At 62.7% G+C, this 20,289-nt stretch carries 13 protein-coding genes; 10 read left to right on the top strand and 3 right to left on the bottom strand.

All coding sequences use genetic code 11. The features are described 5' to 3' along the window. Positions 1-14 precede the first annotated feature (14 nt). The 5 genes from AABA48_RS07745 (at position 15) to AABA48_RS07725 (ending at position 10,579) form a co-directional block, all read left to right on the top strand. The gene (locus AABA48_RS07745) at positions 15-8,348 is read left to right on the top strand and encodes a putative Ig domain-containing protein (protein WP_338271261.1); all 8,334 of its coding nucleotides are present in this window, start codon (positions 15-17) and stop codon (positions 8,346-8,348) included. 200 nt (positions 8,349-8,548) lie between these two features. After that, the gene (locus AABA48_RS07740; RefSeq protein ID WP_286352284.1) at positions 8,549-9,202 is read left to right on the top strand and encodes a lysophospholipid acyltransferase family protein; all 654 of its coding nucleotides are present in this window, start codon (positions 8,549-8,551) and stop codon (positions 9,200-9,202) included. Continuing rightward, complete coding sequence (rnhA, locus tag AABA48_RS07735) at positions 9,186-9,635, top strand: ribonuclease HI (RefSeq protein WP_286352285.1); 450 nt, start codon at positions 9,186-9,188, stop codon at positions 9,633-9,635. The genes AABA48_RS07740 and rnhA overlap by 17 nt, the downstream gene beginning before the upstream one ends. 16 nt (positions 9,636-9,651) lie before the next feature. Continuing rightward, positions 9,652-9,957, top strand: a complete 306-nt coding sequence (locus tag AABA48_RS07730; RefSeq protein ID WP_286352286.1) for an HNH endonuclease — start codon at positions 9,652-9,654, stop codon at positions 9,955-9,957. Further along, complete coding sequence (locus AABA48_RS07725; RefSeq protein ID WP_286352287.1) at positions 9,947-10,579, top strand: HAD family hydrolase; 633 nt, start codon at positions 9,947-9,949, stop codon at positions 10,577-10,579. The genes AABA48_RS07730 and AABA48_RS07725 overlap by 11 nt, the downstream gene beginning before the upstream one ends. A gap of 28 nt (positions 10,580-10,607) precedes the next feature. On the opposite strand, the gene pfkA is transcribed toward AABA48_RS07725, so the two are convergent. From pfkA to AABA48_RS07710, 3 genes are read right to left on the bottom strand one after another with little or no spacing between them, the layout of a single operon-like run. Next, positions 10,608-11,567 carry a 6-phosphofructokinase gene (pfkA, locus tag AABA48_RS07720; protein ID WP_286352288.1) on the bottom strand — a complete coding sequence of 320 codons (960 nt, stop codon included), beginning with the start codon at positions 11,565-11,567 and terminating at the stop codon, positions 10,608-10,610. Next, positions 11,564-12,886 (bottom strand): replication-associated recombination protein A, encoded by a 1,323-nt coding sequence (locus tag AABA48_RS07715; protein WP_286352511.1) that lies wholly within the window; start codon positions 12,884-12,886, stop codon positions 11,564-11,566. Before AABA48_RS07715 ends, pfkA begins: the two co-directional genes overlap by 4 nt. Before the next feature lie 37 nt (positions 12,887-12,923). Then, complete coding sequence (locus AABA48_RS07710; protein WP_286352289.1) at positions 12,924-15,437, bottom strand: glycogen/starch/alpha-glucan phosphorylase; 2,514 nt, start codon at positions 15,435-15,437, stop codon at positions 12,924-12,926. Between the two features lie 137 nt (positions 15,438-15,574). Here AABA48_RS07710 and AABA48_RS07705 point away from each other — a divergent pair, with 137 nt between their 5' ends. From AABA48_RS07705 to AABA48_RS07685, 5 genes are all read left to right on the top strand, one after another. After that, positions 15,575-16,429 (top strand): NAD(+)/NADH kinase, encoded by an 855-nt coding sequence (locus AABA48_RS07705; protein WP_286352290.1) that lies wholly within the window; start codon positions 15,575-15,577, stop codon positions 16,427-16,429. After that, positions 16,429-18,105, top strand: a complete 1,677-nt coding sequence (gene recN / locus AABA48_RS07700; protein ID WP_286352291.1) for a DNA repair protein RecN — start codon at positions 16,429-16,431, stop codon at positions 18,103-18,105. The genes AABA48_RS07705 and recN overlap by 1 nt, the downstream gene beginning before the upstream one ends. A gap of 67 nt (positions 18,106-18,172) precedes the next feature. Beyond that, a complete protein-coding gene (locus tag AABA48_RS07695; protein ID WP_286352292.1) occupies positions 18,173-18,502 on the top strand; it encodes a hypothetical protein in 330 nt (109 codons plus the stop codon). Continuing rightward, positions 18,492-19,346 carry an HDOD domain-containing protein gene (locus tag AABA48_RS07690; RefSeq protein WP_286352293.1) on the top strand — a complete coding sequence of 285 codons (855 nt, stop codon included), beginning with the start codon at positions 18,492-18,494 and terminating at the stop codon, positions 19,344-19,346. The genes AABA48_RS07695 and AABA48_RS07690 overlap by 11 nt, the downstream gene beginning before the upstream one ends. Then, on the top strand, positions 19,336-20,256 hold the full coding sequence (locus AABA48_RS07685) for a GGDEF domain-containing response regulator (RefSeq protein ID WP_286352294.1): 921 nt from the start codon (positions 19,336-19,338) through the stop codon (positions 20,254-20,256). The genes AABA48_RS07690 and AABA48_RS07685 overlap by 11 nt, the downstream gene beginning before the upstream one ends. The last annotated feature ends 33 nt before the right edge of the window (positions 20,257-20,289 follow it).

The raw sequence follows: 20,289 nt of genomic DNA, 5'->3' as shown, positions 1-20,289 counted from the left end.
AGGAGCGTGTGGAAATGAAAACTCTAGCAAGTTTGTGCAGGGCGGTCGCGGTGGCTGTGCTGGTGGGGCTCGGCATTGCCTCCGGTGTCGTGGAGGCTGCCGATTGGACTCTGTCCAGCCGGAATTCCACGGTGAATTTCGAAGATGCCTCCACCTACGGCGTATACGGCTGGACGATCGACGGCAAGCAGATAGTGAGCCAGTTGGGCTTCTACTGCCGTGTCGGGACCTCCGGGCCCGAGTATCCGCTGATATCCAATGACGTTGACGCCGAAGGCATGTTCACCGTCACGCGTCCGGCGAACCAGGCGGACCCTGCGGCGCTTGCCCTTGTCTATACCTCCCTGGACGGCACCTATTCCGTTGAAGTTGCCTATCGCCTTACGGGTGGCGCGACGGGGAGCAAAAGGTCCACCCTGAAACGAGTCATCACGATCAAGAACCTTAGAGGTTCCCCTCTTGACTTCCATTTCTATGCCTACTCCGATTACGACCTGAGTCTTCCCTTCAGTAACGACAACGTGGCCATCGTGGGGAAAAGGGCCTTCCAGTCCGGCTTCACGAGTACCAGCGACAAGAACGGCAACGGCTACAGCGTGGTTCAGTCGTCAACCCTTTCGCCCAGCAGATACGGCGTCGACATGACTCAGTTCATCGGCCTCCTCGCCAATGGCTCCACTCCTTACAATCTCGATAATTTCGGCGGCCCGTACACCAATACCAATGCGGACGTTCAGTTCGCGCTCCAGTGGGACCTGGCGATCCCCGCGAACGGCTCCGTCTCCTTCGAGATTGCCGACGAGGCATACCCCTCGAAGCCCCTGTTCCTTGCCAAGACCCATCCCGGCCAGTGCGCGGCATACGCTCAGCCGCTCACCTACACCTATACCTACGACAACACGGTCAATACCATCGATCTGCACAACCTTCTGATTTCAGACAAGCTACCCGCCGGCATTGACTTTGTCTCCGCAACCAACGGGGGAGAGTACAAGGCGGACACGCGGGAGATTGTCTGGAGTTTGCCCCTGCTTGCCAAAGGCGCCGGGCAGCAGACGTTCCAGGCAACGGTCCTGTACAATTCGCCCCGTGACATCGCGGCAAACACGGCCAACAACCTGACCATGGGATTGAGCGATGAAACCTATCCCCGCTATGTGCAGGATACGATCGCGCTCTGCAACCATCCGCCGCAGATTTCCTCAGTGCCCGCAACCGCTGCGTCCGCGTCCGCCCTTTACACGTACCAGGTGCGCGCCTCCGACGCCGATGCCGGCACGGTACTGACCTACTCCTTTGACGCCGCGCCGTCGGGCATGTCAATCAGCTCGGCCGGCCTTGTCCAGTGGACCCCCACGAACAGCCAGACCGGAACCTTCCCGGTAACCGTGCGGGTGAGCGACGGTCAGCTCGCCGCTACCCAGAGCTTCTCGGTCGCCGTGGCTCCGGCCAACAGGCCGCCGGTCATTGCATCGAGTCCCGTGACAGCCGCCGTTGTGGGGCAACTCTACTCTTACACCGTCTCCGCCACGGACCCGGACGGGGACACGCTCTACTACAGCATCAGCGCGCCCACGGGCAAAACGCTTCCCACCGGCATGGCAATGGGCATGACCACCGGCACCCTCACCTGGACACCCTCAAGCTCGACACCGGCCAACTGGGATGTCATCGTGGCGGTGACTGATACGAAGTTCAACAGGACAACCCAGAGCTTCACCATTACGGTCACTGACGGCAAGGTCAACCAAGCTCCGTTGATCGCTTCCTCGCCGGTGACGAGCGCCACGGAAGGAGCCCTGTACAGTTATCAGGTGGTGGCGAGCGATCCCAACGGCGACTCCCTCACCTATGCACTCACCACTGCGCCCTCGGGCATGTCGATTGCCGCGAACGGCACCATCTCCTGGACTCCTCTCGCATCCCAGGCCGGCGCACATACGGTTGTAGTAACGGTAAGCGACGGGGCGCTCTCCGCCACCCAGACCTTTACGGTAACGGTAACGAAGCTCAATCGTGCGCCGGGCATCACGTCAACTGCCGTCACCTCGGTAAGCGAGGGTGCCGCGTATGGATACGCCGTCTCCGCCAGCGACCCGGACGGCGACGCTCTTACCTACAGTCTGACAGCATCCCCCCCGGGCATGACGATCTCGCCGGCCGGGCTCATCTCTTGGAATCCTGGTTATACCGATGCCGGCAGCTATACTGTGACGGTAAAGGTGAGCGATCCGACTGGCCTCTTTGCCACTCAGACCTACACGCTGCTGGTGACCGACACGAACAGGGCTCCGGTGGTAACAATGCCGGCTGACCAGTCTACCCCCGAGGGGACGGCGGTCAATCTCCAGATCCAGGCGTCCGATGCGGACAACAACACCCTTGCCTACAGTGCCACTGGACTTCCTCCGGGGCTTAGCATCAATTCATCTTCCGGAGTTATCACCGGCACCCTGGGTTACACGGCTGCCGGCATCTACTCTGTAAGAGTTATGGTTGGTGATGGGATAACCAGCAGCAGCGTGAGTTTTTCCTGGACCGTGACCGACGTGAACCGTGCGCCGGGTGTCATCGCTCCGGCGAACCGCACGAATGTTGAGGGGACGGTCATCAACCTTACCGTCGCCGGCACCGACCCTGATGGTGACGCTCTTACCTACAGCGCCACGGGCCTGCCTGCGGGCCTTGCCATCAACGCTTCTACGGGTGCCATTACCGGAACCATTGACTACAGCGCCGCCGCCGGCAGCCCCTACACCGTCACCGTCACCGCCACCGACCCCTCCAACGCCAAAGGAAGCGCAAGTTTTACCTGGACCGTGACGGCCTATGTCAAGCAGACCCCGAGCATCAGTTGGGCGACTCCTGGTGCCATCACCTACGGGACAGCTCTCGGCGGCACCCAGCTCAACGCCACGGCGAGCGTGCCCGGCACCTTCGTGTACACCCCTGCCGCCGGCACTGTCCTCAACGCCGGGACCCGGACCCTGTCGGTGGTTTTCACCCCGAGCGACCCGAACGCATACACCAGCGCCAGCGCCACCGTCAGCCTGACGGTTGACAAGGCCGTTGCCTCCGTATCGCTCACCGGCCTGAGCGCCACCTATGACGGCACGCCAAAGGCCGTTGCCGCCAGCACGACCCCGCCTGGCCTCGGCATCAACCTCACCTATGCCGGGGGCAGCAGCGCGCCGACAGCCGCCGGGAGCTACCCCGTCGTCGCCACGGTCACCGATGCCAACTACAGCGGCAGCGCCACGGGAACACTCGCAATCGCCCGTGCCGTTCCCGCCATCAGTTGGGCCGAGCCGGCAGCGGTCTATGCGGGCACGGTCCTCGGGTCGAGCCAGCTCAACGCCACTGCCGACGTAGCCGGCAGCTTCAGCTACAATCCTGCAGCCGGCACCGTTCTCTCCACCGCGGGCCCGGTCACCCTGACGGCCACCTTCACGCCCGCCGATGCCGTCAACTACACCACGGCCACCAGGAGCGTGAGCATCACCGTCAACACCAAGCAGACCCCGAGCATCAGTTGGGCGACTCCTGGTGCCATCACCTACGGGACAGCTCTCGGCGGCACCCAGCTCAACGCCACGGCGAGCGTGCCCGGCACCTTCGCGTACACCCCTGCCGCCGGCACTGTCCTCAACGCCGGGACCCGGACCCTGTCGGTGGTTTTCACCCCGAGCGACCCGAACGCATACACCAGCGCCAGCGCCACCGTCAGCCTGACGGTTGACAAGGCCGTTGCCTCCGTATCGCTCACCGGCCTGAGCGCCACCTATGACGGCACGCCAAAGGCCGTTGCCGCCAGCACGACCCCGCCTGGCCTCGGCATCAACCTCACCTATGCCGGGGGCAGCAGCGCGCCGACAGCCGCCGGGAGCTACCCCGTCGTCGCCACGGTCACCGATGCCAACTACAGCGGCAGCGCCACGGGAACACTCGCAATCGCCCGTGCCGTTCCCGCCATCAGTTGGGCCGAGCCGGCAGCGGTCTATGCGGGCACGGTCCTCGGGTCGAGCCAGCTCAACGCCACTGCCGACGTAGCCGGCAGCTTCAGCTACAATCCTGCAGCCGGCACCGTTCTCTCCACCGCGGGCCCGGTCACCCTGACGGCCACCTTCACGCCCGCCGATGCCGTCAACTACACCACGGCCACCAGGAGCGTGAGCATCACCGTCAACACCAAGCAGACCCCGAGCATCAGTTGGGCGACTCCTGGTGCCATCACCTACGGGACAGCTCTCGGCGGCACCCAGCTCAACGCCACGGCGAGCGTGCCCGGCACCTTCGCGTACACCCCTGCCGCCGGCACTGTCCTCAACGCCGGGACCCGGACCCTGTCGGTGGTTTTCACCCCGAGCGACCCGAACGCATACACCAGCGCCAGCGCCACCGTCAGCCTGACGGTTGACAAGGCCGTTGCCTCCGTATCGCTCACCGGCCTGAGCGCCACCTATGACGGCACGCCAAAGGCCGTTGCCGCCAGCACGACCCCGCCTGGCCTCGGCATCAACCTCACCTATGCCGGGGGCAGCAGCGCGCCGACAGCCGCCGGGAGCTACCCCGTCGTCGCCACGGTCACCGATGCCAACTACAGCGGCAGCGCCACGGGAACACTCGCAATCGCCCGTGCCGTTCCCGCCATCAGTTGGGCCGAGCCGGCAGCGGTCTATGCGGGCACGGTCCTCGGGTCGAGCCAGCTCAACGCCACTGCCGACGTAGCCGGCAGCTTCAGCTACAATCCTGCAGCCGGCACCGTTCTCTCCACCGCGGGCCCGGTCACCCTGACGGCCACCTTCACGCCCGCCGATGCCGTCAACTACACCACGGCCACCAGGAGCGTGAGCATCACCGTCAACACCAAGCAGACCCCGAGCATCAGTTGGGCGACTCCTGGTGCCATCACCTACGGGACAGCTCTCGGCGGCACCCAGCTCAACGCCACGGCGAGCGTGCCCGGCACCTTCGCGTACACCCCTGCCGCCGGCACTGTCCTCAACGCCGGGACCCGGACCCTGTCGGTGGTTTTCACCCCGAGCGACCCGAACGCATACACCAGCGCCAGCGCCACCGTCAGCCTGACGGTTGACAAGGCCGTTGCCTCCGTATCGCTCACCGGCCTGAGCGCCACCTATGACGGCACGCCAAAGGCCGTTGCCGCCAGCACGACCCCGCCTGGCCTCGGCATCAACCTCACCTATGCCGGGGGCAGCAGCGCGCCGACAGCCGCCGGGAGCTACCCCGTCGTCGCCACGGTCACCGATGCCAACTACAGCGGCAGCGCCACGGGAACACTCGCAATCGCCCGTGCCGTTCCCGCCATCAGTTGGGCCGAGCCGGCAGCGGTCTATGCGGGCACGGTCCTCGGGTCGAGCCAGCTCAACGCCACTGCCGACGTAGCCGGCAGCTTCAGCTACAATCCTGCAGCCGGCACCGTTCTCTCCACCGCGGGCCCGGTCACCCTGACGGCCACCTTCACGCCCGCCGATGCCGTCAACTACACCACGGCCACCAGGAGCGTGAGCATCACCGTCAACACCAAGCAGACCCCGAGCATCAGTTGGGCGACTCCTGGTGCCATCACCTACGGGACAGCTCTCGGCGGCACCCAGCTCAACGCCACGGCGAGCGTGCCCGGCACCTTCGCGTACACCCCTGCCGCCGGCACTGTCCTCAACGCCGGGACCCGGACCCTGTCGGTGGTTTTCACCCCGAGCGACCCGAACGCATACACCAGCGCCAGCGCCACCGTCAGCCTGACGGTTGACAAGGCCGTTGCCTCCGTATCGCTCACCGGCCTGAGCGCCACCTATGACGGCACGCCAAAGGCCGTTGCCGCCAGCACGACCCCGCCTGGCCTCGGCATCAACCTCACCTATGCCGGGGGCAGCAGCGCGCCGACAGCCGCCGGGAGCTACCCCGTCGTCGCCACGGTCACCGATGCCAACTACAGCGGCAGCGCCACGGGAACACTCGCAATCGCCCGTGCCGTTCCCGCCATCAGTTGGGCCGAGCCGGCAGCGGTCTATGCGGGCACGGTCCTCGGGTCGAGCCAGCTCAACGCCACTGCCGACGTAGCCGGCAGCTTCAGCTACAATCCTGCAGCCGGCACCGTTCTCTCCACCGCGGGCCCGGTCACCCTGACGGCCACCTTCACGCCCGCCGATGCCGTCAACTACACCACGGCCACCAGGAGCGTGAGCATCACCGTCACTATGGCGCCTCAGCAGCCTCCAGCCGTTATAAAGCCTGCGGACCAGACCAGCGACAAGGATGTAATGGTCAACCTCCAGATCCAGGCGATCGACGCAGATGGCGATGCCCTCACCTACAGTGCCTCTGGGCTGCCGACAGGTCTCAGCATCAACAGTGCTACAGGTCTCATCAGCGGCATCCCCACCACTGTGGGAACCTACACGATAACCGTTTCCGTGACCGATGGAACGGCTACGACCAGAACGACCTTTACCTGGATGGTCATCATACCGCCGACTGCTCCGGTGGTAACCAAGCCCGCCGATCAGGCCAGTCCCGAGAATGGCAGCGTCAGCCTCCAAATCCAGGCCACCGATGTCAACGGAGACGGCCTCACCTACAGTGCCGCCGGCCTGCCGCCGGGCCTCACCATGAACAGCAAAACCGGCCTGATCAGCGGTAACATACCTTATTGCAGCGCCGGGACCTACCCTGTGACCATAATGGCCAAGGACCCGGGTAACCTCAGCGGCAGTACCATGTTCTCATGGGTGGTAACCAAAACCAACGTCGCGCCGATAGTGACCAAGCCTGCCAACCAGAGCAGTACCCTGAACAATGGCGTGAGTCTGCAGATCCAGGCCACTGACCAGAATTGCGGCGACAGCCTCATTTACAGTGCCTCGGACCTTCCCTCGGGCCTTGCCATCAACTCCGGTTCGGGTCTCATCAGTGGCACCGCCACCGTCGCCGGGACGTACAATGTCGTTGTCACCGTGGCAGACGGCATGACGACGTCAAGTACAACATTCAGTTGGACCGTGAACAGTCAGGTCGTCAACGAGCCGCCGGTGATCATTTCCTCCCCGATCCTGATCGCGGAAAAGGAGAAGGCGTACCGCTACGACGTCAACGCCGTTGATCCCAATAACGACGCACTGACCTACCGGCTTGTCCAGCGTCCCTCGCGCATGACCATCAATTCCTCCACGGGCCTTATTTCGTGGACGCCCGAAGATTCCGGCAGCTACGCAGTAACGGTAGAGGTTGCGGATGCAAAGGGGCTGAAGGCGACCCAGAGCTATACGCTCAGGGTCAGAAGCAGCAACAGCGCTCCAACGGTTACGAATCCCGGCAATCAGTCGACATGGGAGGAGAGGCCGGTGAACCTCCAGATCAAGGCCAGCGACAGCAACGGCGACAAGATTTTCTACAGTGCCACGGGCCTTCCTTCCGGTCTCAGCATTGATGAATCCACGGGGCTCATCAGCGGCACAGTCGCTGCGGGAGCTGCGGTCGGCAGCCCCTATTCGGTATCGGTAACCGTTACCGACACCCTGAAGAGCAACCGTACCAGCTTCAACTGGACGGTGCGGGCAGCAGGGAGCAATACCCCGCCTGCCATGAGCAACCCAGGCTCGCAAACGGGCACTGAAAATACCGCTATCAGACTGCAGATCAGCGCATCCGATGCGGATGGCGATCTTCTGAGCTTCAGCGCCACGGGACTGCCGGCCGGGCTCGGCATCAACGCTGGCACCGGTCTCATCAGCGGCACCATCTCTGTCGGTGCCGCCGCAGCTGGCCCCTACACCGTAACCGTGACCGCCAGCGACGGGATAGCCTCGATCAGCACTACATTTGCATGGACAGTGGTCCCAAGGGCCGTCAATCTGCCGCCGGTAATCACCTCTGCTCCAGCAACGGCGGCGGTTCGGGACAGGGTCTATCGGTACGACGTGAACGCAACGGACCCCGACGGCGATACCGTTACCTACGAACTGGTGACACGCCCTTCGGGGATGAGCATCAGCTCGTCGACCGGCCTCATCCAGTGGACGCCGAAGAATACGGGTACCTATACGGTCAAGGTCGGAGTGTCCGACGCCAAGGGACTGAAGGCATACCAGTCCTTCACCGTAACCGTGTATCGCAGGAGTTCCGATGTCCCCGCCGGGGCGGTCACCGGCTTCAGTGCCCAGTCGGTGACTGACGCCTTTGATGCAGATGGCGCGGGGGTGATTACGCCCGGCGACGTCAGGCAGATGCTCAAAGGTTCCGGAGCCGGCTCCCTCATCCCGGACAGTAACGGCAACGGCAGGATTGATGGCCACGACATCCGGACATATCTGGGCGAGATGCTCTGATGGTAGCGGCCGTGATCGACGGTTCGTTCTGATCCGGATCCTTCGTGGAGAGATGACGAGAAGAGGGGGGCACGACATGCCTCCCTCGTTCTTTTTCGGCACGGCATCGGATCCGGAGCTCCCGTGACGGACAGCATTACCGTTGCCGTTATTTCCGGAACCATGCTATAAGATAACAACATCTGTACAGAGAGGCTCATTTGAAGGTATCGTTTCTTCGTCGGTTCTGGGTGACGTTTTCCGCATTCGTCGTCGGCAGCTACGCATCGCTCATCAACAGGTTCCGCGTCAAGGGGACGGAGCATATCCCCCCGAACGGCGGCGTCCTCATCGCATCCAACCATATCTCGGCCTACGAGACCATCTTTCTTCCCTGGGCGATTCTGCGTTCCCATCCATTCCGGATGGTCTGGGCTCCCGCCAAGGAGGAGCTCTTTGCCAAGCCCTTCCAGCGTTTTCTGTACAGCTCCTGGGGTGCCTTCCCGGTCAAGCGGGGCAGGGACGTTCGTGCCGGCAAGACCATAAACGATCTTCTCCGGACCGAAAAGGTGATGCTCTTCCCCGAAGGAACCCGCCATAAGGACGGCGTGCTCGGCAAGGGGAACCGCGGGGTCGGCAAGATCATTTACGACACCCGTGTTACCGTTGTTCCCACGGCTCTCATCGGGCTCAACCGATGGAAGTTTCCCGGCCTGGGGCAGGAGGGCATGGTAGTGTTCGGTGCCCCTCTGGAACTGGACGATCTTTTTGTCCGGGATGACTGCAAGGAAACCCACCAACTCATCGTGGATCGGGTAATGGATGCCATTGCCGACTTGCTCAAGGGGGAGGATGCCTATGTCGGCAGAAGTTGAGGTGTTCTGCGACGGCGCCTGCAGCGGCAACCCCGGAGTGGGGGGATACGGCGCGATCCTGCGTTACGGCAGCGCGGAAAAGGAGCTTTCGGGCGCCGATGGCGATACAACGAATAACCGGATGGAGCTTACCGCTGCCATCAAGGCGCTGGAAGCCCTCAGCCGTCCCTGTGCCGTGACGATCACCACCGATTCCCAATATCTGGTGAAGGGGATGACTGAATGGCTCACCGGCTGGGTGCGGCGGGGGTGGGTGAACAGCCGGAAGGAGCCGGTCCTGAACCGCGATCTCTGGGAGCGGCTCAGGGAGCTGACCGGGAAGCATCAGGTCCGGTGGGTCTGGGTACGGGGCCACAACGGGCACCTGGAGAACGAGCGATGCGATGCCCTGGCGCGCAGTGCCATCGATGCGTACCGGAACGAACGCCGGTAGCGTGTGGCAGGGAGCCATGACCTATTTCGTAGTGGAAGTGTCGGATCAGGATATCCGGCGGGAGAAGGACAAAGCCCGAGAACTGCGCCGGAGCCGTTGGTGGCAGACGGTCATCAGCCGGCGTACGTGCCACTGGTGCGGGGGGGATTTTCCGCCCGAGGAGCTGACCATGGACCATGTGGTCCCCATCGTGCGCGGTGGCAAGAGCAGCAGGGGAAACGTGGTGCCGGCCTGCAAGGAATGCAATAACCGAAAGAAATACCTCCTCCCCCTGGAGTGGGAAGAGTATCTCGAAAAGGCGAGGAGTGGCGGTGAGCAGTAACGGCGGGGCCATCAAGGCGGTAATCTACGATTGTGACGGGGTCATGTTCGATTCATTCGAGGCTAACCTCGCGTTTTACCAACGGATCATGGAGATGATGGGCCGCCCCCGGCTCAGCAGGGATAACGAGGAGCAGATGCGCATCCTCCACACGTACGCCAATCGGGAGGTGCTGGCTTATTTCTTCCCGTCACCCGGCGACTGGGAGGAGGCGGTCCGGTGTGCCGGTGCCATCGACTACCGGGAACTGGTCCCGCTCATGATAATGGAGGAGGGATTCCGCGAGGCCCTCGACACCCTGAAGGGGAGGGTGGGACTCGGCGTCTGCACCAACCGGTCGACCTCCATGGACATGGTGCTCCGGTCGTTCAGTCTCGACTCCTATTTCAGCATTGTCATGACCGCGTCACGGGTGACGAACCCGAAGCCCCACCCGGAACCCCTGCTGAAGGTGCTGGAACACTTCGGCATCGATCCGCGGGAGGCTCTGTTCGTGGGTGATTCCGAGGTGGACCGGCTGTCGGCCAAAGCTGCAGGCGTCCCCTTCGTGGCCTACAAGGCCCCGCTCCCTGCTGCCCATCGGATGGAGCACCATCGCGAGATTGTGGATTTCCTCGGTTGACCGGCGCCGCACGGCGCCGGCCCCCTCCTCACACGCCCAGCACCTCCGCCAGCCGTAGCACCTCGTCCTGAGGACGCTTTTCACCCTTGATGACATCCTCCAGGGGGGTGGCGAGGATTGCATTGCAGGACAGTCCCACCATCACTCCCCACGTGCCTGCCACCAGCAGTTCCACTGATTTCTTGCCGAAGCGGCTCGCCAGCAGCCGGTCGAAAACCGTCGGCGCGCCTCCGCGCTGGTAGTGACCCAGCACCGTCACCCGCGTCTCGAAGCCGATGGCATCCTTGATGCTGTTGGCGATTTCGTGGCCATGACCGGCCCCCTCCGCCAGAATGATGATGGCATTGTCGCGCCCCTCCTCGTAACGTGCCCGCAACTGCTGGCAGATCTCGGCCAGATCGTATTCCCGTTCGGGGACCAGGGCGTACTCGGCGCCGGTGGCGATGGCGGAGATGCTGGCCAGGTAGCCCGAATGGCGCCCCATAACCTCGATGACAAAGGCCCGCGCGTGAGAGCTGGCCGTGTCCTTGATACAGTCAACGGCGTAAATGATGTTGTTGAGGGCCGTATCGACCCCCAGGGACATGTCGGTGAACGGGATGTCGTTGTCGATGCTGGCGGGAATGCCCACCACCGGCACTCCCAGGCCGTGAAGGGCCAGGGCGCCGGTGAGCGATCCGTCGCCGCCCATTACCACTATCCCCTCGACGCCGAGGGCTTTCAGGTTGTTCAGGGCCGTGCGCTGTCCTTCCGGTGTTTTGAACTCGGGGGAGCGGGCCGACTGGAGAAAGGTGCCCCCCCGGTGGAGAATGCCCGAGACCGCCTTGGTGTCCAGGGGGATGGCATCCCCTTTCATGAGCCCAAGGTAGCCTTTACGGAAACCGATCACTTCGATATTCATGCGGATAGCCGTGCGCACAGCGGCCCGGATAGCGGCGTTCATGCCCGAGCAGTCGCCGCCGCTGGTGAGTATGCCGATCTTTTTCATTCGCTGTCGTTCTCCTTGAGTGTGCGGATGTAGTCCATGCGTTCTTTTATGGTCTTCTCGTAGCCATGTCCCCGTGGGGCATAGAATCGTTTTCCTTCAAGCCGTTCCGGCAGATAGTTCTGGGGCGTGTAGCCTTCCTCATAGTCATGGGCGTATTTGTACCCCTTATGGTAGCCCAAGTCCTTCATGAGCCGTGTGGGCGCGTTACGGATGTGAAGCGGCACGGGGAGGGCTCCGCTTTTCCGGACTTCAGCCAGGGCCGCGTCGATGCCGGCGTAGGAGGCGTTTGACTTGGGCGCTGTGGCTAGATAGGTGACGGCCTGGGCCATGATAATCCGTCCCTCGGGCATGCCCACGAGCTGGAACCCCTGGAGTGCTGCAACGGCCACCTGGAGCGCCCGGGGGTCGGCGTTGCCGATGTCTTCGCTGGCCAGGATCACCATTCGCCGCAGGATGAAGAGAGGGTCCTCACCGGCCTCGATCATGCGGGCGAGCCAGTAGAGGGCACCGTCCGGATCGCTGCCGCGCATGGACTTGATGAACGCCGAGATCACGTTGTAGTGCTCTTCGCCCCCCTTGTCATAGAGCAGCGGCTTTTTCTGAATCGCTTCGCGGACGGCCTCCAGGTCGATTCGGCCGTTTGTAGCCAGACGGGCAGCCGTTTCCAGGGTGTTCAGGGCGACCCTGCCGTCGCCGCCCGACTGCTCTGCCATGAAGGCAAGGGCATCGTCGTCCGCGGCAAGGCCGCTCGTGCCGAGACCGCGCTCCGGATCGGCCAGGGCGTTCCGCAGGATCTGCTCCACATCTTCCCGCGAAAGCGGATTGAGCACGAGCACTTTGCAGCGTGAGAGGAGCGGCGCCACCACCTCGAAGGAGGGATTCTCGGTGGTGGCGCCGATGATGGTGAAGGTTCCCCGTTCCACGTAGGGGAGGAACGCATCCTGCTGGCTTTTGTTGAACCGGTGGATCTCATCCACGAAGAGGATGGTGTTGCGGCCCCGGTACTTTTTTTCCTCCTCCGCTTCCTTTACTATCTCGCGGATTTCCTTGATTCCCGAGAGGATGGCGGAAAAGAAGATGAAGTGAGATTTTGTTGCATTGGCGATGACCCGGGCGAGGGTTGTTTTGCCCGAGCCCGGAGGGCCCCAGAAGATGAGGGAGGTGAGAGTGTCCGACTCGATCAGTCGGCGCAGGAGTTTCCCTTCGCCCAGCAAGTGCTCCTGTCCCACGTACTCGTCCAGGGTGCGGGGACGCATCCGTTCGGCAAGGGGAGCATTCCTCAGGGTTTCGGCTGCAGCGGGTGCATCAAAGAGGTCCATGTCGTGATCGTGGCCGGTCGTGCGCTGACCGCCGTCCTTACGCCGGGCCGTCATGCTTGCGGAACTCGAGAACGGGCCGGACTTCCATCTGCTCCACGCCCCAGATGTCGCGGGCGTATTCGGCGATGGTCCGATCGCTGGAAAACTTGCCCATGCCGGCACAGTTGAGGATCGCCCTGCGGGCCCACTCGTCCGGGTCCAGGTAGAGCCGGCTCACCTCTTCCTGGCAGGCCACGTAGGAGGCATAATCGGCCAGGAGCATGTAGTTGTCGCCCTGGTTGAGAAGGGCATCGACGATGGGGCGGAAGAGGTCCGGCGTAGCTGGCGAGAAGAAGCCTTCGGCAATCCGGTCCAGCACCCGTTTGAGCTCGGGAATCCGGTGGTAGTAATCCCTCGGTTCGTAGCCCCGCCGGTGCAGCTCATCCACTTCACCGGCGGTCATGCCGAAGATGAAGATGTTTTCGCGCCCCACTTCCTCCATGATCTCGATGTTTGCCCCGTCCAGGGTCCCGATGGTGAGCGCACCGTTCAGGGCGAACTTCATGTTGCCGGTGCCCGACGCCTCGGTACCGGCAGTGGAGATTTGCTCCGAGAGATCCGCGGCGGGGAATATCTTCTCCGCCAGTGACACACTGTAGTTGGCCAGGAACACCACCTTGAGACGGTCTCCCACGTCCGGGTCATTGTTGACCACATCGCCGACCGCATTGATCAGCCGGATGATGAGCTTGGCCAGGGCATAGGCCGGTGCCGCCTTGCCGCTGAAAATGACGGTGCGGGGGACGAAGTCTCCCGTCGGGTCGGCCTTGATCCGGTTGTAGAGCGTGATGACGTGGAGCACGTTCAGCAGTTGCCGCTTGTATTCGTGGATCCGTTTGACCTGGCAGTCGAAGAGGGAGTCTACGTTTACCTGGAGTTCATTGTTCCGGAAGATGTAATCGGCCAGCCGCTTTTTGTTCTCCTGCTTCACCCGCTGCCAGGCATGAATGAAATCCCGGTCCTTCGCAAGGTCGGCCAGTTTGCGCAACTGGTCCAGATCGGTGACCCAGCCGTCGCCGATTGCGCGGCTGATCAGTCCCGCCTGCCCCGGATTGGCGCTTTTCAGCCAGCGGCGCTGGGTGATGCCGTTGGTTTTGTTGTTGAACCGCTCGGGCCACATCTCGAAAAAGTCGGCAAATACCTTTTCCTTGAGGATTTCGGTGTGGAGCGCCGCCACGCCGTTCACCGAGTGGCTGCCGACAATGGCCAGGTGGGCCATGCGGATCTTGCGCTCCCAGTGCTCCTCCACCAGAGACATCCGCTCCAACCGGCCCGTGTCGCCCGGGAAGTGCTGGCGGACCTGGGCCAGGAACCGGTCGTTGATTTCGTAGATGATCTGGAGGTGGCGGGGGAGAATCTGCTCCAGGAACCAGACCGGCCATTTTTCCAGGGCCTCGGGCAGGATGGTGTGGTTGGTGTAGGCAAAGGTCCGGGTGGTGATGTCCCACGCGGTATCCCAGTCGAGACGTTCCCGGTCCATGAGCAACCGCATCATCTCGGGAATGGCCAGGGAAGGATGGGTGTCGTTCAACTGGATGGCCACCTTGTCGGGGATGAGGCGCAGGTCACTGTGATTCTTGCGGAAACGGTAGATCACATCCTGGATGGTGGCCGAGGCGAGAAAATACTCCTGCTTGAAACGGAGCTCCTTGCCCTCGGGGATGTGGTCTGCCGGATAGAGCACCTTGGATATGTTTTCGGACATCATCTTCTTTTCAACGGCCCGGATGTAGTTCCCCTCGTTAAAGAAGGTCAGGTTGAAGTCCCGCGAAGACTTGGCCGTCCACAGCCGCATGGTGTTCACGGAGTTGGTGCCGAAGCCGGGGATCGGGGTGTCGTAGGCCATGGCCATGACATCCTCGGTGTCGATCCAGGCGAAGACGGTGTTTCCCTCCGCATCCTTGCGTTCCACAACGCGGCCGTAAAATTTGACCGGGTGAAGGTGCTCCTGCCGGTCCAACTCCCAGGGGTTGCGGTAGCGGAGCCAGTTGTCCGGATATTCCACCTGGGCACCATCCACGATATTCTGGCGGAAGATGCCGTACTCGTAGCGGATGCCGTAGCCGTAGCCCGGAATCCCCATGGTGGCCATGGAGTCGAGGAAGCAGGCGGCGAGCCGGCCCAGGCCGCCGTTGCCGAGCCCTGCGTCCTGTTCCTGGTCGATGAGGACATCCAGGTCGAAGCCGAGGGAGTTCATGGCGTCGCGGAAATCGTCCAGCAGCCCCAGGTTCACGAGGCTGTTTTCCAGGGTCCGCCCCATGAGGAATTCCATGGAAAGATAGTAGACCCGCTTGGGGTCCTGATTGTAGTAAGCCTGCTGGGTGTCGAGCCATCGCTCCACCATCCGGTCGCGGACCGCATAGGCCAGGGCGTTGAAGATGTCATGCCGGGTTGCCGAGTATTTGTCCTTGCCGAGAGTGTACTCCAGGTGTTCCAGAAAGGACTTGATGATGAGCATCAAGGTGTCGAGTTCTGCGGACTGCTCGGCGGGGGAAAGCGTTTCGTCCATCATGGGGCACCTTTCAATCGGGAAAACAAGCGGATAGCATAGGCAGGTCCAGGCGCTAAACGGCCGAATTTCCATTGGACATGCCATCTGATCTGTGTTAGTAAAATTCAAGTTTATACCATATCCGGAAGGCCGCACGAATGAAAAAAATCGCCATCTTCGCCAAGGTTCACGATCCCCGCTGTCAGGGCGTGGCGAGCGAGTTGATTGCCTGGCTGGAGTCGCGGGGTCTGATCCCGCTGGTGGAGGCCCATCTGGCGCGCCACCTTGGGGGACGGCAGGGCATCGTCCCCGAGGACATTCCCGTCCTGGCCGATATGGCGGTGGTCTTGGGCGGCGACGGAACCCTCATCTCCGCAGCGCGGCTCATCGGTGCCCGCCAGATTCCCATTCTCGGCGTCAACCTGGGCAGCCTCGGCTTTCTGACCGAGATTACCCTGGACGAGCTCTACCCGGTGCTGGAATCCTGCCTCTCGGGCGATTTCCAGGTGACCGAGCGGATGATGCTCACCGTGTCCGTGGAGCGCAACGGCGAGGAGATCTGTTCCCACCGGGTCCTGAACGATGTGGTCATCAACAAGGGAGCCCTTGCCCGGATCATCGACATGGAGACGGAGGTGAGCGGCATTCGGCTTACCACCTACAAGGCCGACGGCCTCATAATTTCAACTCCTACGGGTTCCACCGGCTACAGCCTTTCGGCCAACGGGCCCATCGTTCATCCGTCACTGGAGTGCATCACCATCACCCCCATCTGTCCCCACACCCTCACCAACCGTCCCATTGTGCTCGAGTCGAGTTCAGGTGTAACCGTCTGGCTCCGCTCCAAGGACGAGGATGTCTACCTGACGCTGGACGGGCAGGTGGGGATGGAGCTGAAGTGCGGCGACGCGGTGCACGTGCGCCGGGCGGCCCACAGAACCCGACTCGTCATGTCCCGCAGCCGCAACTACTTCGAGGTGCTGCGGACCAAGCTCAAGTGGGGGGAGCGGTAGTGTTGACCGATCTCTCCATCCGGAACCTCGCCATCATCGATTCCCTTCATGTTTCCTTCGACCGGGGGCTCTCCGTCCTCACGGGCGAGACCGGCGCGGGCAAATCGATCATCATCGACGCCGTGAACCTTATTATGGGGGCGCGAGCTTCGGCTGAGCTGGTCCGGACCGGCGAGGAAGAGGCAACGGTGGAAGCCCTCTTTTCCCTGCCGACCGATGCGCCACTCGGGCAGCGGCTGACGGAGATGGGACTCGATTGCGACGGCGAGCTGCTGGTGAAGCGGGTCGTGTCCCGGTCGGGACGCAACCGGGTCTTCATCGGCGGCGGTCTCTCCACTCTGGCAATGCTGTCGGACATCTCCCGCGAACTCGTCAATATTTACGGCCAGCACGAGTCCCAGACCCTGCTGCGGCCCGAGAACCACCTGAGGTTGCTGGACGGCTTCGCCGGCCTCGATTCCCTGCGGGCCGATTATGCGGCCATCTTTGACCGGTACAGGGAGACCGAAGCCCGGCTCAGGGAGCTGGACGAAGGTGAGCGGGAGGCTGCCCGGCGCCTGGACCTCTTGAGCTTTCAGGTGGAGGAGATCCGCGCCGCAGCCCTGGCGCCGGGCGAGGAGGAGGCCCTGGCCGGGGAGCGGGAGCTGCTCGTTAATGCCGAGCGGCTCAGTCGGGGGAGCGAAGAGGCCTATGAAGCCCTGTACGGCGACGAGTCCTCGGTTCTGCACCTGCTTGCCCGAGTGAAAGGCAAGGTTGCCGAAATATCCGGCGTTGATGCCTCGCTGGCCCCGCTGTTGGACGTTGTGGAATCGGCGGCGGCTCAACTGGAGGATGCGGCCCTGACCCTGCGGGGCTACGGCGCGCGCATCGAGGCCGACCCGGCCAGGCTGGACGCGGTGGACGAGCGGCTCGATCTGATCCGGCGCCTGAAGAAGAAATACGCCCCCACCGTGGAAGAGATCATCGCCTATGGCGAGGAAGCGGGCCGGGAGATGGAACTGCTTCTCAACCGCGACCGGACCCGCAACGATCTCGACCGGGAACTGGAAACCCTGGCCGGCCGGGTGAGGGAAACGGGGCACGACCTCTCGGCAAAGCGGCACGAGGCGGCAAAGCGGCTCAAGGCCGCAATGGAGCGGGAGATCCACGAGTTGGCAATGAAGCACGCCCTGTTCGACGTGGCGCTCGAGGAACTGCCAGAGCCTCGCCAGACGGGGCTCGACAGCGTAAGCTTCCTGTTTTCCCCGAATCCGGGGGAAGAACCGAAGCCCCTGGCCCGGATTGCCTCAGGTGGAGAGCTTTCGCGACTCATGCTGGCCCTCAAGCAGGTCCACCCCGAGAGCGACGTGCCGACCCTCATTTTCGACGAGGTGGATACCGGCATTGGCGGCGCCACATCGGCCCTGGTGGGGGAGAAGCTCAAGCGGGTGAGCCGGGCCCAGCAGGTCCTCTGCATCACCCATCTTCCCCAGGTTGCCGCCTTTGCCGATCGGCACTACAAGGTGGAAAAGCGGGTTGAAGGCGGACGGACCGCCACGGCGGTCACCCCTCTCGAAGGGGAGGACCGGGTCGCGGAAATGGCACGAATGCTCGGCGGGGTGACCATCACCGGCACCACCCTTGATCATGCCCGGGAGATGATCGATGGCGCCCGCAGGGCTGCTGCCGGGAGCTGACACTCGCGCCGGCAACGTTATCTGGTACACTTGTGCGGATATGTAATTTTCATGAGGAGCTAGGCAGATGCAAACCATTCCCATAGCCCTCGCCGTGCCGGACATGATCCTGGCCCGGGAGGTGAAGAGGGCCGACAACCCACAGGGTCCACCGATCTGCGGCAAGGGAACCGTTATTACAGCGGCCCTGTTGGAGCGGCTGCGTAATCTCGGGGTGAAGACCCTCACCGTTGAGGGCCGGCCTGTTGAGCTCGAAGGTGAAAAGTCCCTCGACGACATGCTGGCCGATCTGGACCGGCGTTTCAGCAAAGTGGAGGGGAATCCGCTCATGCAGCGGCTCAAGGAGTTGTTCCGGGCGGGGATCGTCCGCTCCGTGGAGGGTGTCGGTGAGCGATAAGCGGACTGAGATATTCGAGATCATCCGTGACACGAGCACGCTCCCGACGCTCCCCGGCATCGTGACCAGGCTCCAGGCCCTGTCGGAAAACCGCAAGTCGACCATCCAGGAAATGGCGCAACTCGTCTCTTCTGATCAGATCCTGTCGGCACGGGTGCTGCGCCTGGTGAACTCCCCCTCCTACGGGTTCTACCGGGTTTCCACCATCTCCAACGCCCTGATCCTCCTGGGGGTGAATGTCATCAAGAGCCTGGCGCTCAGCTCATCCATCTTCGAAATCATGGAGAAGACCATTGTTGGGCTTTGGGAGCACTCCCTCGGCGCCGGCGTGGCTGCGAACATCATCGCCCGCCGCCTGAAGCTCCCCGAGGTGGAGGAAATCTCCACGGCGGCGCTCCTGCACGACATCGGCAAGGTGATCATCAAGGAAAAATGCCCCGAGGACTACGCCCGTGTCGCCATGCTCATGGCGAGAAAGGGGCTGGCCATGCTGGACGCGGAGCGGGAGCTGCTGGGAACCGATCACGCCGAGGTGGGGGAGTGGCTCGTGCGGAGCTGGTACCTGCCGGACAAGCTGAGCGAGCCCGTGGCCTGTCACCACGACGTGACACGTTCGTCGACGCACCAGGTCAAGACCGCCGTGGTTCATCTGGCCGATGTGCTCGTTAAGGCCAGCGGCTTCGGGTTCAGCGGTGACGAGTATGTCCCCCAGATCCAGCCCGAGGCGTGGCAGAGGCTGGGCATGACCGAGAACGACCTGGCCGTCATCGTGGAAGAGCTGGAGGACCGGCTGATCGAAACGAAAAACTTCAGTCTGGAGATACAGGCCGTCGATGAGATCTGATCTGAGAATAGCCATCGTTGCCAATGAAAAGCGGGGGGACGGCAATATCGAGCTCCGCCTCCAGAGCAAGGGGTATCAGGTGGTGACCCTGACGACCCCCTCCAGCGTCATGGGGTTCATCTACTCGGATCCCCCCGACGTGATCCTCATGGATCTCTCCTCGCCCGACGAGGCGTTCCTGGGCATTATCAGGAGCCTCAAGGACGACTTTTTCTTCAGCACCATTCCGGTCATCGGCATGATGCCGGAGCCGGCGGCCGAGTTTTTCGACTGGGAAGAGTATCCCCTGGACGATTTCGTCACCTTCCCCCTCAACTTCCGGGAGCTTTTCACCCGTATCGTTCTGTCGCTGCGGCGGCTGCGACGGGTTTTCGACAACAATCCCCTCACCAGGCTGCCGGGCAACACCTCCATCCAGCGCGCCATTGAGCAGACGGTGGGCAAGCCCATGGCGGTCTGCTATGTGGACATCAACCACTTCAAGCAGTACAACGATGTCTACGGCTTCACCCACGGCGATGAGGTCCTGAGGATGCTCGGCCGGATCATGTCCAACGCCGTGAAGGACGCGGGCGACGGCTTCGCGGGACACATCGGCGGGGACGATTTCGTTTTTATCGTCCCCTTCGACCAGGCCGAGACGGTTGCCGGGCGGATCATCGCCAACTTCACGGCTGTGGTTTCGGAGCTCTTCAACGAGGAGGAAAAGCGTAACGGCTTCTTCCTGGCCCACGACCGCAAGGGGAACGAGGAGAAGGTCCCCCTCATGGGGGTCGCCATCGCCATCGTTCCCACGGACTCTCCCAAAATCGGCCACTACGCCAAGGTGGCCGAGGTGGCGGCAGAGCTCAAGACCCTTGCCAAGCAATCCCACAAGAGCTGCTTTGTCGTTGACCGACGCAAGTTCTGATCCGTTTTTCCATCTTCATTCCATCACGCAAGG

It is taken from the genome of Geobacter sp. 60473, from assembly GCF_036323535.1.
Taxonomy (GTDB): domain Bacteria; phylum Desulfobacterota; class Desulfuromonadia; order Geobacterales; family Geobacteraceae; genus Geobacter; species Geobacter sulfurreducens.
The sequence above is the reverse complement of the archived record's forward strand: the minus strand, read 5'-3'. Positions and strand labels throughout refer to the sequence as shown.